General features: G+C 71.4%; 13 protein-coding genes and 1 pseudogene. 9 read left to right on the forward strand and 5 right to left on the reverse strand.

Translation table 11 applies throughout. From position 1 onward, the window contains the following. Nucleotides 1-64: 64 nt before the first annotated feature. Entirely contained in the window at nucleotides 65-1057 is a 993-nt protein-coding gene (locus ACFVHO_RS31895; protein WP_385722258.1) for a TAXI family TRAP transporter solute-binding subunit, read from the forward strand. A gap of 97 nt (nucleotides 1058-1154) precedes the next feature. Here the strand turns inward: ACFVHO_RS31895 and ACFVHO_RS31900 are convergent, their stop codons facing one another. Both ACFVHO_RS31900 and ACFVHO_RS31905 read right to left on the reverse strand, forming a co-directional pair. After that, nucleotides 1155-2585, reverse strand: a complete 1431-nt coding sequence (locus ACFVHO_RS31900; RefSeq protein ID WP_385722261.1) for a sensor histidine kinase — start codon at nucleotides 2583-2585, stop codon at nucleotides 1155-1157. Between the two features lie 9 nt (nucleotides 2586-2594). Further along, complete coding sequence (locus ACFVHO_RS31905) at nucleotides 2595-3287, reverse strand: response regulator transcription factor (protein WP_385722263.1); 693 nt, start codon at nucleotides 3285-3287, stop codon at nucleotides 2595-2597. 362 nt (nucleotides 3288-3649) lie between these two features. On the opposite strand from ACFVHO_RS31905, the gene ACFVHO_RS31910 reads away from it, so the two are divergent. The 8 genes and pseudogenes from ACFVHO_RS31910 to ACFVHO_RS31945 all read left to right on the forward strand — a co-directional run bounded on the left by ACFVHO_RS31910 (nucleotide 3650) and on the right by ACFVHO_RS31945 (nucleotide 10701). Continuing rightward, nucleotides 3650-4426 carry an amino acid ABC transporter ATP-binding protein gene (locus ACFVHO_RS31910; protein ID WP_385722266.1) on the forward strand — a complete coding sequence of 259 codons (777 nt, stop codon included), beginning with the start codon at nucleotides 3650-3652 and terminating at the stop codon, nucleotides 4424-4426. Between the two features lie 131 nt (nucleotides 4427-4557). Further along, nucleotides 4558-5478 carry a glutamate ABC transporter substrate-binding protein gene (locus ACFVHO_RS31915; protein WP_385722269.1) on the forward strand — a complete coding sequence of 307 codons (921 nt, stop codon included), beginning with the start codon at nucleotides 4558-4560 and terminating at the stop codon, nucleotides 5476-5478. Nucleotides 5479-5587: 109 nt separating this feature from the next. Then, entirely contained in the window at nucleotides 5588-6235 is a 648-nt protein-coding gene (locus tag ACFVHO_RS31920; RefSeq protein ID WP_190119349.1) for an amino acid ABC transporter permease, read from the forward strand. Further along, nucleotides 6232-7314 carry an amino acid ABC transporter permease gene (locus ACFVHO_RS31925; RefSeq protein ID WP_385722272.1) on the forward strand — a complete coding sequence of 361 codons (1083 nt, stop codon included), beginning with the start codon at nucleotides 6232-6234 and terminating at the stop codon, nucleotides 7312-7314. The genes ACFVHO_RS31920 and ACFVHO_RS31925 overlap by 4 nt, the downstream gene beginning before the upstream one ends. Before the next feature lie 224 nt (nucleotides 7315-7538). Beyond that, nucleotides 7539-9140, forward strand: a pseudogene (locus ACFVHO_RS31930) (FAD-dependent monooxygenase); the annotation flags it as partial. A 361-nt stretch (nucleotides 9141-9501) separates the two neighbouring features. Then, on the forward strand, nucleotides 9502-9588 hold the full coding sequence (locus tag ACFVHO_RS31935) for a putative leader peptide (RefSeq protein ID WP_361832679.1): 87 nt from the start codon (nucleotides 9502-9504) through the stop codon (nucleotides 9586-9588). Nucleotides 9589-9658: 70 nt separating this feature from the next. Next, nucleotides 9659-10255, forward strand: coding sequence for a cysteine dioxygenase (locus tag ACFVHO_RS31940; protein ID WP_385722275.1), 597 nt, complete (start codon nucleotides 9659-9661; stop codon nucleotides 10253-10255). Nucleotides 10256-10269: 14 nt separating this feature from the next. Further along, nucleotides 10270-10701, forward strand: a complete 432-nt coding sequence (locus tag ACFVHO_RS31945) for a rhodanese-like domain-containing protein (protein WP_385722344.1) — start codon at nucleotides 10270-10272, stop codon at nucleotides 10699-10701. A gap of 58 nt (nucleotides 10702-10759) precedes the next feature. Here the strand turns inward: ACFVHO_RS31945 and ACFVHO_RS31950 are convergent, their stop codons facing one another. The 3 genes from ACFVHO_RS31950 to recX all read right to left on the reverse strand — a co-directional run bounded on the left by ACFVHO_RS31950 (nucleotide 10760) and on the right by recX (nucleotide 14962). Further along, nucleotides 10760-13321, reverse strand: a complete 2562-nt coding sequence (locus ACFVHO_RS31950; RefSeq protein WP_385722278.1) for an FtsX-like permease family protein — start codon at nucleotides 13319-13321, stop codon at nucleotides 10760-10762. Next, nucleotides 13318-14094, reverse strand: a complete 777-nt coding sequence (locus ACFVHO_RS31955; protein ID WP_385722281.1) for an ArsR/SmtB family transcription factor — start codon at nucleotides 14092-14094, stop codon at nucleotides 13318-13320. The genes ACFVHO_RS31950 and ACFVHO_RS31955 overlap by 4 nt, the downstream gene beginning before the upstream one ends. A 106-nt stretch (nucleotides 14095-14200) precedes the next feature. Further along, nucleotides 14201-14962, reverse strand: a complete 762-nt coding sequence (gene recX / locus ACFVHO_RS31960; protein ID WP_385722284.1) for a recombination regulator RecX — start codon at nucleotides 14960-14962, stop codon at nucleotides 14201-14203. Nucleotides 14963-14965: the final 3 nt, after the last annotated feature.

Raw genomic sequence — 14965 nt, forward strand, 5'->3', positions numbered from 1 at the left:
CCGCCCGCGTACCGGCACGGTCCGCCCTGGCCAGCACGCCGCGCGAGGTGGCAGGATCGCGCCCATGTTCGCGGCCCTCCACCTCAGCCGGCGCCGGGCCCTGCAGGCCTCGGCGGCGGCCCTCGTGGTGTTCGGCCTGCTCCTGTGGTGGCTGCTCCCGGTGGGCGGGAGTTCGCCGCAGGGCCGGATGACCTTCAGTACGGGAGTGAAGGGCGCCGTCTACGAGACGTACGGAAAGCTGCTGCGCAACGCCGCCGCCGACGACATGCCGGACGTCGACATCGACCTGCTCAACAGCCAGGGCTCGCAGCAGAACGTCGAGCGCGTCGCGACGGGCAAGGCCGACTTCACCATCGCGGCGGCCGACGCCGTGGAGAAGTACCGCCTGGAGGACCGGCCGGGCGCGGACCGGCTACAGGGCTGCGCGCGGCTGTACGACGACTACGTGCAGCTCGTCGTGCGGCGCTCGTCCAAGATCGAGTCGGCGAAGGACCTGCGCGGCCAGCGGGTCGGGGTGGGGCAGCCGCGCTCGGGCGTGCGACTGATCGCCGACCGGGTGCTCAAGGCCGCGGGCCTGAGCCTGGACAAGGACATCAAGGCGCGGCCCGCAGGTATAGACACCGCCCCCGAGCTGCTGCGGAACGGCGACATCGACGCGTTCTTCTGGTCGGGCGGCCTGCCCACCAGCTCGGTGCGGGAGCTGTCCGAGAGCCTCGCCATCCGCCTCGTACCGCTCGGCGGCCTCGTCGACGCACTGCACAAGCAGGGCGGCGCGTCCCGCTACTACCGCGCCGCCACCATGCCGGCCGACGCCTACCCGCTGGCCCAGCAGAGCGCGGCCGTGCCGACGCTGGCCGTGGCGAACCTCCTGGTGACCACCGACCGGGCCGACGCGGAGCTGACGGAGGGCCTGACCCGGACCGTCATCGACAGCCGGGACCACATCGGCGCGCAGGTGCACGCGGCCCAACTGGTGGACCTGCGCACCGCCCTGTACACCGACCCCCTCACCCTGCACGAGGGCGCGCGGCGCTATTACCGCTCGGTCAAGCCCTGAGGCACCGCTTCACCTGAGGCACCAGCGCCAGCGCCGCTCGCAAGCCCGCAGCACCCTCGGCCGAACCCGAGCCGCCCCGCTGCCCCACTGCCCCGCGCTACTTCCGGACCGCCCCCTCCCCCTCCGGCGCCTGTCGCGGAATGCCGACCGTCACCTTCAGGCCCTGGGGTTCATGGCGCTCGTACGCCATCGTGCCGCCGCCCGCAGCGAGCAGGGCCCGTGAGATCGACAGGCCGAGGCCCGAACCCTTGACGTTCTGGTGGCGGTTGCTGCGCCAGAAGCGGTCGCCGACGCGGGCCAGTTCGTCGTCGGACAGGCCGGGGCCGCCGTCGGTGATGACGACGGTGGTCCTGGAGTCGGCGGCGGTGACCCGCACCCGCACCTCCGCTCCCTCGGGTGTGAACTTCAGGGCGTTGTCGATCACCGCGTCCAGGGCGCTGGACAGGGCGATCGGGTCCGCCCAGCCGGTCGTCGCCGGGCACTCCCCGGTCAGCCGCACGCCCCGCTCCTCGGCGAGCGGCCGCCAGGCGGCGACGCGCTCGGCCGCCAGCTCGCCGATGTCGGTGAGCTGGAGATCCGCCGCCGCGTGTTCCGCGAGCGCCAGGTCGAGCAGGTCGTCGAGGACCTGCGCGAGGCGCTTGCCTTCGGTGCGCACCGAGGCGATCTCCTCGTTGCCCTCGGGCAGTTCGAGGGCCAGGAGCTCGATGCGGAGCAGCAGGGCGGACAGCGGGTTGCGCAGTTGGTGCGAGGCGTCGGCGACGAAGGCGCGCTGCTGCTCGAGGACGTCTTCGACGTTGTCCGCCATCTCGTTGAACGACCGGGCCAGGCGCCTTAGTTCCGGCGGGCCGCCGGCGGCCGCGACGCGGGAGGCGAGGCGGCCGGTGGCGATGTCGTGGGTGGTGGCGTCCAGGACCCGCACCGGGCGCAGGATCCAGCCGGTGAGGCGCAGCGCGGCGCCGACCGCGAGGAGCATGGCGGCGGACTCGCCCGCGCCGATGAGCAGCCAGCCGTGCAGGGTCTTCGCGCGCATGCGTCCGGTGGGCGAGTCGGTGACGACGACGGCCACGACGTCGCCGTCGCGGATCACCGGTGAGGCGACGACGATCCGCCCGCCCTCGTTCCAGGGCCACACCTGGGGCGGGTTGTGGCTGCCGCGGGAGCGCAGGGCCTCTTCGAAGGCGTCGCTCAGGTCCCCGCCGCCGGTGGGCAGGTACCAGTCGCCGGGGGCGTGCGCCATGGGGAAGCGGTCGCGGAAGAACACGCCCGCCTTGATGCCGTACACCTCGTGGTAGTAGTCGAGTTCCTTCTGCAGGGTCTCGCGCCGCTCGTCCTTGTCGCGCACCCGTGAGCCCGTGGGGCGCTGAGTGACGAACTGCGCGAGCGCGGCGAAGCGCGCCGTGTCGTCGATGCGGTCGACGACCACCTTCTGCTGCTGGGCCGACGCCACGCTGACCGCGAGCGGGAAGCCCAGGGCGAGCAGCACGCCGGCCATGAGGACGATGAGGAGCGGAAGGAGGCGGGCGCGCACCTGTGCCCGCTACGACGCCGGGGCGACGAGCCGGTAGCCGACTCCGCGCACGGTCTCGATCAGGGCGGGCATGTGCAGCTTGGCGCGCAGGGACGCCACGTGCACCTCCAGCGTGCGCCCCGTGCCCTCCCAACTCGTGCGCCACACCTCGCTGATGATCTGCTCGCGCCGGAAGACGACTCCGGGGCGCTGTGCGAGCAGCGCGAGCAGGTCGAACTCCTTGCGGGTCAGCTGGACCACGTCGCCGTCCACGCTGACCTGCCGGGTGGGCAGTTCGATGCGGACGCTGCCGAGCCGCAGCTCGGTGTCGGGGGACTTCTTCGCGGCGCCGCCGGCCGAGGGTCGGCGGATGACGGCGTGGATGCGGGCGATGAGTTCCCCGGTGTCGTACGGCTTCACTACGTAGTCGTCGGCTCCGAGGTTGAGGCCGTGGATGCGGGAGCGGACGTCGGCGCGGGCGGTGACCATGATGACGGGGATGGAGGTGCGCTTGCGGATCTTGCCGCAGACCTCGTAGCCGTCCTGGTCGGGCAGACCGAGGTCGAGGAGTACGACTCCGAAGGGCGCCGCTTCGCCGGGCAGCAGGGCCTGCAGGGCCTCCTCGCCGCTGCGGGCGTGGGTGACGGCGAAGCCGTGCCGGGCCAGGACCGCGGACAGGGCGGCGGCTACATGGTCGTCGTCCTCGACGAGCAGCAGTCTCATGCGGTCTCCTTCCAGCCCATCCGGCCCCCCACTCGTTCATCGGTCGTTCCGTTCCCGCTCACGCGGTCCCGCATGTGTGTTCGTGGCCGCCAGGCACGCGCGCGTGCGCGCGGATTTCAAGCGGCATACAGGCGCACGAAAGCACCCAAGGCATCCACGCCGATGGATAAGGACCGCGTCAAGGCCCTTAGGGTCACGGACACGTTCCGTTATGCACCCGGTACGCAGCCGGGGCGCCCCCTTCACGCGGAGTGTCCGGTTGCGGCCGGATCGTTATGCTCAATTTCCCCTCAGATGTAATGACGCTGGTCGCACCGGGTTACTACTGTCCTCCCAACCCGAGGAGGATGGAGCAACAAGCCGTGACCGAAGTATCGGTGACCAAGGACGCCAAGCCCGCGGCGGACGACCTTGTCGTGCTGAAGGGTGTCAACAAGCACTTCGGCGCCCTGCACGTCCTCCAGGACATCGACCTGACCATCACCCGTGGCGAGGTCGTCGTCGTGATCGGTCCCTCCGGGTCGGGCAAGTCGACGCTGTGCCGGACCATCAACCGCCTGGAGACCGTCGATTCGGGAGCGATCTCGATCGACGGCAAGCCGCTGCCCCAGGAGGGCAAGGAACTGGCCCGGCTCCGCGCGGACGTGGGCATGGTCTTCCAGTCCTTCAATCTCTTCGCGCACAAGACCGTGCTCGAGAACGTGATGCTGGGCCAGACCAAGGTGCGCAGGACGCCCAAGGCGGAGGCGGAGGAGAAAGCCCGCACCCTGCTCGACCGGGTGGGCGTCGGCTCCCAGGCCGACAAGTACCCGGCGCAGCTCTCCGGAGGCCAGCAGCAACGCGTCGCGATCGCCCGCGCGTTGGCGATGGGCCCCAAGGTGATGCTCTTCGACGAGCCCACCTCGGCCCTCGACCCCGAGATGATCAACGAGGTCCTCGAGGTCATGCAGCAGCTCGCCCGGGACGGCATGACCATGGTGGTCGTCACGCACGAGATGGGCTTCGCCCGGTCGGCGGCCAACCGTGTCGTCTTCATGGCGGACGGCCGGATCGTCGAAGAGGCCGTACCGGACCAGTTCTTCAGCAATCCGCGCAGCGACCGCGCCAAGGACTTCCTGTCGAAGATCCTGCATCACTGACGCGCACCCGCGTGCGCCCCGCCGGCGCGGCCCGTGCGCCGACGGCATCGGGGCCGCCGGGGACGCCACCTCGATGCCAGGACGCACCACAGCGTCTCCCTCAACCTCCGCCGAAACAAAGGATGTCCACCATGAAGGTTCGCAAGTCCGCCGCCGCGGCGGCGGTGATCGCCGCTCTCGCCCTGACCGCCACCGCCTGCGGCGGCGACTCCGGGACCGCCGGTGACAAGCCGAAGGGCGGCGCCGGCGGCAAGGACCAGCCGAAGCTGCCCACGTACGCGGTCGCCAAGAACGTCAAGATCGACTCGCCGACCCTGAAGAAGGCGCAGAAGGACGGCGAGATCGTCTTCGGCGCCAAGAACGACCAGCCGTTCCTCGGCTTCGAGGACACCGACGGCAAGCGTTCCGGCTTCGACATCGAGATCGCCAAGATGGTGGCGGCGGACCTCGGTTTCCCGGCGGACAAGGTCAAGTTCGAGACGATCGACTCGAACGTGCGTGAGACGGCCATCTCCAAGGGCCAGGTCGACCTCTACGTAGGCACGTACACGATCAACGACGAGCGCAAGAAGCAGGTCGGGTTCGCCGGACCGTACTTCCTCGCCGGGGCCGACCTGCTCGTCCGCAAGGACGAGAAGAGCATCACGGGTCCGAAGTCCGTCAAGGGCAAGACGGTCTGCTCCATCAAGGGCTCGACTCCGCTGCAGGAGATCAAGAAGTCCAAGTACGGCGCCAAGACCGTCGAGCTGTCCAAGTACTCCGAGTGCGTCCAGCAGTTGCTGAACAAGGAGGTCGACGCCGTCACCACCGACGACGCCATCCTCAAGGGCTACGCCGCCCAGCGCCCGGAGAAGCTGAAGGTCGTCGGCGACCCCTTCACCAAGGAGCCGTACGGCGTCGGCATGAACAAGGACGACAAGGCCCTGCGGGACGCCGTCGCCGACGCCCTCGAGGCGCACCAGAAGAACGGTGACTACAAGAAGGCGTACGACGCGACCCTCGGCCTGTCGGGCTCCCCGTACCAGGAGCCCCCGGCGCTCGAGCGCTACTGACACCTCCGTCCGATCCACCGGCACTGAGCGTCGCGCCCTGTGGGTGTCGTCACGGCACCCACGGGGCGCGGCAGCTCCGCCCGACAGCAGCCGCCGCTAGGACATCTCCGTGAATGTTTTGCTCGATCATCTCCCGGAATTCCGGGAGGGGTTCATAGGAACCATCCTGCTGACCCTGGCCAGCGGAGCCCTGGCGATGGTGCTGGGGATCGTGATCGCCGGGTTCCGCGTGTCTCCCGTGCCCCCGCTGCGCTTCTTCGGCGCGGCCTGGGTCACGCTCTTCCGGAACACCCCGCTCACGGTGCTCTTCCTCGTGGCGTGGTTCGTCGTTCCCGTGATCTTCATGCCGGGTCTCAGCCCCTGGACCAAGGCGCTGCTCGCGCTCGGCTTCTACACCTCGGCGTTCGTCTGCGAGGCCATCAGGTCCGGCATCAACACGGTGCCCCTGGGCCAGGCGGAGGCCGCCCGCTCCATCGGCATGACGTTCTTCCAGACCCTGCGTCTGATCGTCCTGCCGCAGGCCACGCGTACGGTGATCCCTCCGCTCAGCTCGATCTTCATCGCGCTGACGAAGAACTCCGCCATCGCGGGCGCGTTCAGCGTGACGGAGCTGTTCGGCGTGCAGAAGCTGCTCAGCGACAAGGGCTTCGACATCGCCTGGATCTTCCTCTGGGTGGCCCTCGGCTACCTGATCATCACCTTCACCATCAGCGGTCTCTTCCGGCTGCTTGAGCGCCGCTTGGGGGTCGCGCGATGAGTTCGAGCGTCCTGTTCGACGCACCGGGGCCGAAGGCCCGGCTGCGCAACCGGATCTACACGGTCGTCGGCTCGCTCGCCGTGCTCGGCCTGATCGTCTTCTCGGTCTTCCGACTGCACGACAAGGGCCAGCTGGAGCCCGAGGTCTGGGACATCTTCAACAACGCGGGCGTGCGGAACAACATCCGCGACGGCCTCCTGAGCACCCTCAAGGTGTTCGCCCTGGCCGGAGTCCTCTCCCTCCTCCTCGGCCTGCTGCTCTCCGTCGGCCGGCTCTCGGACCACCGGGCGATCCGCTGGTTCGCCACGGGCTTCATCGAGCTGTTCCGCGCCGTCCCGCTGCTGATCACCATCTACGCGCTGTGGGTGCTGATCCTCACCTACCAGAACGACCTGGGCGTGATCGGCGAGAACGCCGCCTTCTGGGCGCTGGTCATCGGCCTCACCGTCTACAACGGCTGCGTCCAGGCCGAGGTGTTCCGCGCGGGCGTCAACGCCGTGCCCCGCGGTCAGGTCGAGGCCGGGTACGCGCTCGGCCTGCGCAAATCGCAGGTCATGATCACCCTGCAGATGCCCCAGGCGATCCGCGCCATGCTGCCGACGGTCATCAGCCAGCTGGTGGTGACGCTGAAGGACACGTCCCTCGGCTACATCATCACGTACGACGAACTGCTCTTCGCCGCCCGCACGATGGCGAACAACATCATCGTCAACGGCGAGAATCCGATCACCCCTGTGGTCATCGTCGTCGGCGCCATCTACATCGTGATGTGTCTGGCCCTTTCGTCCCTCGCCACATGGATCGAGCGGCGTGGCCGCCGGGCGAAGACGGGCATCAAGGTGGCGGCTGCCGCCGAGCCCGCCGAGGCACCGCAGGTGCTCGACAAGCCCGTGTCGCCTGCCGTCCCGCCGACGGCGGACAGTGTGGCCGTGGCAGAGGACGCGGCCTCTACGGAGGAGGCGACTTCCTCTACGGAGGAGACGACTTCCTCGGACGGTACGGCTGACGGCGCGGCCACGGCCGACGGCGGCGCCACCGAGCCGCCGGAGGACACGCCACCCCCGGACCTCAAGAAGTAGCGCGTTCGCGCACGCACACCGCGATGGCCCGCCGGAACACCGGCGGGCCATCGCCATGGTGGTGCCCCGCCCAGTCTCCCGAAGGGGTACGCCCCGAGCGTCCGCTTGACGGGGTGCCATGCAGTCTGTTGCATACGTTCTGTGATCGTGCACCGGGTTCCAACTGCCATTTCCTGTACGTACGTCCAGCGCTCCCGGACCGTCCTGGCAGGAGGCCGCGCGCCGTGGACCCGGTGATCGTCGTCGGCGCGGGTCCCGTCGGCCTCACCCTCGCCCTTGCCCTCGCACGTCACTCCGTCCCCACTGTCGTCCTCGACGAAGGGCCCGGCAAGGACGAGCAGCGGCCCGCGCGGACCGCCGTCCTGCGCGAGGACACCACGGCGCTCGTCGAACGGCTCGCCGGGCACTCGTTCGGCGACGTGGACACCGGCGCGCGCTGGACCGGATGGCGCTCCATGCGCCGCAAGCAGGTGATGCGGGAGCTCACGTTCAGTGACGAGCTGCCCTCTCCGCTGCACGTCCCACAGCACGAGCTGACCGGCGCCCTGCGGGCCGCCATCGCCGACGAACGCCTCGTCAAGGTCGCCGTGGAGAGCAAGCTCGACGCCCTGGAGCAGGACGCCTCCGGTCTCACCGCCCACACGCGCGGCCTCAAGGACACCTGGTGGCGCGGCAGTTATCTGGTGGGGTGCGACGGGCCCCGCTCGACCGTGCGCAAGCTGCTCGACGTCCGCTTCCCGGGGCGCACGGCGGTGGAGCGGCACGCGGTCGCCGCGCTGCGCACGGAACTTCCGTGGCCCGGCCAGGCGTTGTTGCATCGGAGCCCTCCTTGGCGCGGTGGCGGTGCCGAGGTGACGGGACGTCCGCTGGCCGACGGCGTGTGGCGGATCGACTGGCTCCTGCCGCCGCGCGGCGAGCTGGTGACACCCGACGTCCTCGTGACCCGCATCCGCGAGACGCTCGCCGGCTGGTGCGGCGGCGCCACACCGTCGTACGAACTGCTCGACACCGGCGTCCACACCGTCCACCACCGCCTCGCCCGCCGGTGGCGGGTCGGCCGCGCCTTCCTGGCCGGGGACGCCGCGCACCTCCTCGGCGCGCTCGGCACCCACGGCCTGGACGAGGGCCTGCGCGACGCGGACAACCTCGCCTGGAAGCTGGCCCTGGCCTGGCACCACGGCCCGCGCGAGGCCCTGCTCGACAGCTATCAGGCCGAGCGCCGCGGCGCCGTCTCCGGGCGGCTGCGCGCCGCCGACCAGGCGCTGCCCGCGCTGCGCGGCGGCAAGGGCCTGCGGGCGTACGTCCCCGGGACCGCGCGGGGGCAGGACGCCCTGCTCATGGACGGCCATGTGGGCAACGGACCTCTGGGCGGACCCGGCAGGTACACCGACTCGCCGCTGGCTCCGGAGAGTTCGGACTCCGTCGTGGCGGTGGACACGGAACCGGGCAGTCCGGTCACCGACGTAGGCGTGACCGCGCCCGACGGCACCTTCATCCGGCTGCGGGACCGGCTCGGCCGCGGTCATCTGCTCGTCGTGCTCGTGGCGCCCGGCACCGTCGTGTGGGAGCGGCGGCACTGGGTGACGGCAGGGATCATGCCCCGGCTCGCCGCCGCGGTCACCGCGCTCCCCCATCCCGCCGAGCTCCTCGTCGCGGAGGGCTACCCGGGCGCCGCGGCGCACACCGTCCTTCTCGTACGCCCCGACGGCCATCTGGTCACCGCGCTCAGCGGGGTGCGCCCGGCGGAGCTTTACGCGGCGGCCGAGGCGGCGCTGGGTGAGAGTGCGAAGGGACGCGCCTCGGGGGATCGGGGCTCGGGGAGTCGGGCTTCGGGGGCGCGGGGCGGGGCTGAGTCCGGGGCGGGCGGGAGCGGTGCGGGCGGGAGCGGTGCGGAGCCCCGTTCCAGTTCCGGTCCCGATTCCGGCCTCGGTCGCGATCCCGGCCCCGGTCGCGAATCCGGTTCCGGTCCCGATTCCGGTCCCGGCGAGACGTCCGGCGGCTCGCCCGAGCACCTGTCCGACTCCGCGTCCGGTACCTCCTCCCGTACCCCCTCCCGTACCCCCTCCAAGGCTCCGACCAGCGGAAAGCGTGGCCCCAAGAAGCCCGGTGGTTCATCCTGAGACAACCGACCGACCGGATGCTGAGCATGAGTTGACCGTCTCTCGGCCGCATGGTCTACTCCCGACCATGACCGACACCGCTGTTCGCCTGTGGCGGAGGGTCCATATGGACCTCGTCCGCTATGCGGGCTGCGTGTGTCAGCCGTCCTGCTGAATTCGCCCTTCCTCCTTTCGCGCATGCCGTACGCCGGTGTGCGCTTCCGCGAACTCACTGGACGGACCCCATGTCTGCCTCCGTACCGGCCTCTGCTCCCGTACCGGCTTCTGCCTCCGTACCGGCTTCCGCTCCCGTACCCGCCGCGCTGCCCACGCCCGCCCGGCCGACGGCCAAGCCCACCTCGGCCGAGCTCCTCGACTTCGTACGCCGCGCCGCGGCCGACACCAACCTCATCGCCTCGCTGCCCCTGGACGCGGAGGGCCGCACCTGGGTGCGCCTCGAAGGCCCTCAGGGCAGCGAGGCCTGGCTGATCGGCTGGCCACCCGGTACCGGCACCGGCTGGCACGACCACGCCGAGTCGGTCGGCGCGTTCACCACCGCCGCGGGCACCCTCAAGGAGAACTCGCTCGCCGCCCGCCTGCCCACCGACGGCTGGAAGACCCTGGAACTCACCGACGGCGTCGACCGTGAACGCCGTCTCGCCACCGGACAGGGCCGGGCCTTCGGCCGCAACCACGTGCACGAGGTGCTCAACGAGTCCACGGACCAGCACGCCATCTCCGTGCACGCCTACTACCCCCCGCTCCCACAGATCCGCCGCTACAGCCGCACCGGCGCCGTGCTACGCCTCGAGCACGTCGAGCGTCCGGAGGACTGGCAGTGAGCGCGGGCCTGGAAATGAACGGCGTCCCCGGAGTCCCCGCGCAACAGCGCCCCTCCGGAGAACCCCAATCCCCCGTGGGCATCGACGAGTTGCTGGAGCGGGTGCGGCGCGGCCTCGACCGGGTCACCCCTGAGCAGGCATACGACATCGCGGGCTCGGGCGGGCTGCTCGTCGACACCCGGTACGCGGAGCTGCGCGAGCGGGACGGCCTGATCCCCGGCGCCCTCGTCGTCGAACGCAACGAACTGGAGTGGCGCCTCGACCCCCAGGGCAGCCACCGCGCACCCAAGGCGACCAGTCATGAGCTGCGGGTCGTGGTCTTCTGCAACGAGGGCTACGCGTCGAGCCTCGCGGCCGCCTCCCTGCGCCAGTTGGGCCTGCGGCACGCGACGGACCTCATCGGCGGCTTCCAGGCGTGGAAAGCGGCGGGGCTGCCGGTCGAGTAGGCCGGGTAAGGGGCGATCTCCACTGCGTATCGCCCCTTACTCCTTTGCGTATCGCCTCTTACTCCTTGGCCGTAGCGAGGGTGACGGGGCGCGGCTTCAGGGCGGCCCGGCCGGGCAGCGCCGTCGCCGTCAGGGCGAGGAGTCCGGCGACACCGACCACGGCCGCGAGGACGAGGGGCAGGACAGTCGGCGCCGCGGCGCCGGTCATGCCGACGCTGAAGCCGGTCAGTACGGCGAGGGCGATGCCACTGCCGAGCACGGTCGCGAGGAGCAGTACGGCGAGCGCCTCGGTGCGCAGCATCCGCAGGACCTGGCGGCGCGTCGCACCGGCGAGGCGGAGCAGCGCGAACTCCTGGGCGCGTTCGGAGATCGACATCGCGAACGTGTTGACGACGGCGATCGCGGTGAAGGCCAGGATCAGGCCCATGGCCACGTGGTTCACCTCGGCGTTGGCCTGCCCGCGCTCGGCCTGAAGAGTGCCGACCGCGGAGGGTGACTGGACGCGTACGTTCGGGAACTTCTCGAGGGTCGTCGAGAGTTGATCCTTCGTACGGTCGGTCTTGACGAGGACCGTGGCGGCGAGCGGGTTGTCGATGTGGCGGGCGACCAGTTCGTGGGCCATGGTCAGATCGCCGAAGCCGAGCCCGCGCGCGTAGACGGCGGTGACCTTCAGGGTCGTCGGGGTGCCGTCGCCGAGCGTGAGCTTGAGGCTGCTGCCCGGCTCTACGTGGAGCTGGTCGGCGGCGACCTCGCTGAGGGCGACGTCGCCCGCGCCGAAGGACGTCAGCGAGCCCGCGGTGACGTCCGGGTCCCAGGTGCGCCCGAGCCCCGCCGGGGTCACGCCCTGCGCCGGGTACTTGTCCAGGCCGACGCGGACGGTCGTGCGGACGACCTCGGTGACGGCGTCGACGCCCGCGGCCGTCCGGAGCTGGTCCGCGGCCTGCCCCGGCACGCCCGGTCCCCGCGCGGTCAGGACCCAGTCCGCGCGGACGCCGTCCCGGGCCTGGGCGGTGGCTGCGGCGTCGAGCGTGGGCTGGACGAACAGGACGGTGCAGGTCATGCCGATGAGCAGGACGAGGGGGGTGACGGCGGCGGCCATGCGGGCGGCGTTGCCGCGCAGGTTGGCGTGCGCGAGGCGGCCGCCGGGGCCGGTCATGCGCATGGGGAGGGAGAGGAGGGCTGCGGCCGCCTTCACGATGAGCGGCCCGAGCAGGGCGACGGAGGTGGCGAGGACGACAACGGCCAGGAAGGTGACGGGAGTCGAGGCGGGCTCGGTGCGCAGGCTGCCGAGGACGACGACGAGGACCACCCCCGCGGCAAGGAGGGCGAGACCTGCCCCGATGCGGACCCAGGAGGGCCTGGCGGGCTCGACGCGAGCCTCGGCGAGGGCTTGGCCCGGGCGGATCCGCACGATGCGGCGCGCGGAGACGCGAGCGGCGGCCCAGGCGCCCAGAAGAGTCGCGGCGACGGCGGCGAACAGCGGGAAGGGGCTGACGACGCGGTCGAGGGTCGCAGGGACGGCGCCGCGGGACACGAACTCGTCGTACAGCAGCCCGCCGAGCGGGATTCCGGCGAGCGCGCCGAGCACTCCCCCGGCCGCTCCGACGATGAGCGCCTCACGGCCGAGCAGACGGCGGATCTGCTTCGGGCTCGCGGCGATGGCGCGCAGCAGGGCCAGTTCGCGGTGGCGCTGCTGGATGGAGAGCGCGAAGGTGCCGACGACCACGAGGACGGCGACGAGCAGCGAGGTGCCGCCCATCGCGCCGCCGATGCTGACGAGCCGCACCCGTGCGCCCGCGGCGTCCAAGAACTCGACAGGACCCCGGCCACCACCGGTGTTGACCTGCACCGTCGTACCGCTGAGCGCCTTCTTGACGGCCGCCTTGAGCTGGTCGGCGGATGTGCCGTCGGCCGGCATGACACCCACAGCGGTGACCTTGCCCGGGTGGGCGGCGAGCCGCTGGGCCTCCTGGGCGGAGAAGAACAGCGCGGTCTGGTGCGCGAGCGCGCCGTCGCCGCTGCCGCCGCTCTTGTCGGGGGTGGCGATGCCGGTGACGCGGTACGTGCGTGGGGCTTGCGTCGACTGCACGGTGAGGCGGTCGCCGGGCTTGAGTCCGGCGCGGTCGGCGAGGCCGCGGTCGACGACGAGGTCGGTGTCGGCGCGCGGGGCCCGTCCGTCGGCGAGCCGGAAGGGGGTGAGGGCGGCCGACGTCCAGACGTGGCCGTACGCGGGGCGGCTCGCGTCGCGCGCCCCGGAAGGCGTCAACGGCTCTGCCAGGAAGGTCAGTTCAGGCACGACCTTGCCGACCCCGGGGACGCCCTTGAGGCGTTGAGTGACGCTGTCCGGCAGCCAGGCCCGCTCGGCGATCGGCTTGGCCTTGTGTTTGACCTTGGTCTTGCCCTTCTTGTGCTTGACGGTCGTCTTGTGGACGTTCTGGTCCGCGGAGACGATCACGGGTGCGGCGGCGTAGCGCTCGGTGCGGATGGTGCCGCGCAGGCCTGTCTCCAGAAGCGTGCCGCAGGCCGTGATGAGCGCGGCGGCGCACATCAACGCGACGAACGCGCCCAGGAATCCGCCTTTGCGGTCCCGGATCGTCTGCAGTGCGTAGCTCAGCATCATGGCGTCTCGGGACCTTTGCGGTTGTCGGCGGCCTCATCGGTCACCGGGGTCGGGAAGGCGAGGAAGCGGGTGAGCACCGTGCGCGCGCCGGGCGGGGTGTCGGCCTCGGGGCGCTTGTAGCGGTTGAGCAGTGCGATGTACTCCTCGAAGAACTCGTGGAGTTCGGCGACCGTCAGCCGCATCGTGCCGCGTGAGTACGGGAAAGCGTCGGCCCATTCGTCCGCCTCGGCGGCGTCCGTCTCCCGCTGGAGCCGGGCGAAGAGCTCGAGGTCGGCGGCGTACGCGTGATGGTTCAGCTCGTCCATGACGAGCCGCATCTCGGCGCTCTGCCGACTGCGGGGCGGGAAGCGCCGGTCGCCCGGGATCAGACGCCACCAACGTTCCCGCCCGTGCCCGGGGCCCGGTGTCTCCTCGACGAAGCCGTACCGCTCCAGTTCGCGGAGGTGGTAGCTGGTGGCCCCGGTGTTCAGCCCGAGGGCGCGGGCCAGCGTCGCGGAGGTGGCGGGGCCGTGCAGGGTGAGGTGCTGCAGCATCTGCTGCCGCCGGGGTTGCGCGAGCGCCTTGAGGGCCCGGAGGTCGTTGAGCTCCTGGGGCACGGGCGGGAGGTGGCTGCTCGCGGGGGTGTCGCCCTCCGCCGCTGCGGCGGGGGTGCCGCTCGCCGGTGTCTCGGCGGGGGTGCCGTCCGCCGGTGTCTCGACGGGGACGCCGCCCTGGGAGGCACTGCCCTCGCCGAGCACGGCATCGTCGTCAGTGGTGCTCTCGTCCTGAGCCATGTGTACACAGTCGCCTGTGCACAGACCTCTGTGCACTGAGGCGACCGGGCATGTTCAGGGTGGGGAAAACCCCACCTTCCGGCCCGGGCGCGAGGTCGGTACCAGGTCAGTACGCCTCGTACCCCAGGTCGTCGGTGTCCTCCCCCTCTTCCTCCAGTGCCTGGCGCACGACCCGGAGCGCCATGCCCTCCGCATACCCCTTGCGGGCGAGCATGCCGGCGAGGCGGCGGAGTCTCTTGTCCCGGTCGAGGCCGCGGGTGGAGCGGAGCTTGCGGGCGACGAGCTCGCGGGCCGTGGCTTCTTCCTGGTCCGCGTCCAACTGCCCGACGGCCTCGTCGATCACCGCCGAGTCCACGCCCTTGGTGCGCAGTTCCCGCGCGAGCGCCCGCCGCGCCAGGCCCCGGCCGTGGTGCCGGGACTCGACCCAGGCGTCCGCGAAGGCCTCGTCGTTGATGAGGCCGACTTCTTCGAAGCGGGACAGCACTTCCTCCGCCACGTCGTCGGGGATCTCCCGCTTGCGCAGCGCGTCGGCGAGCTGTTTGCGCGTGCGCGGGGTCCCGGTGAGCAGGCGCAGGCAGATGGCCCGTGCCCGCTCAGCCGGGTCCCCCGTGGGCGGTTCCCCGTCCTCGGCCCTCGACGAGGACGGGGAACCGCTGTCCTGTTGGCCGCCGAAGCCGCCGCGCCGCCGACGGCCACCGGCGCGACCGCCCCTGCCGCCACGACCGCCGCCTTGCGGGCCACCGCTCTCGTCGTCGCCCGGGAGTCCCGGGGCGACACCGGCCGGGGCGCGGCCGTCCGGGCCGACGGCCTCGGGGCGGCTTCGCCCTGCGGGGTCGGCGCGGTCCGCCCAGTCGGTTCGTCGCGTCATGGC

It is taken from the genome of Streptomyces sp. NPDC127108, assembly GCF_042677545.1.
Classification (GTDB): domain Bacteria; phylum Actinomycetota; class Actinomycetes; order Streptomycetales; family Streptomycetaceae; genus Streptomyces.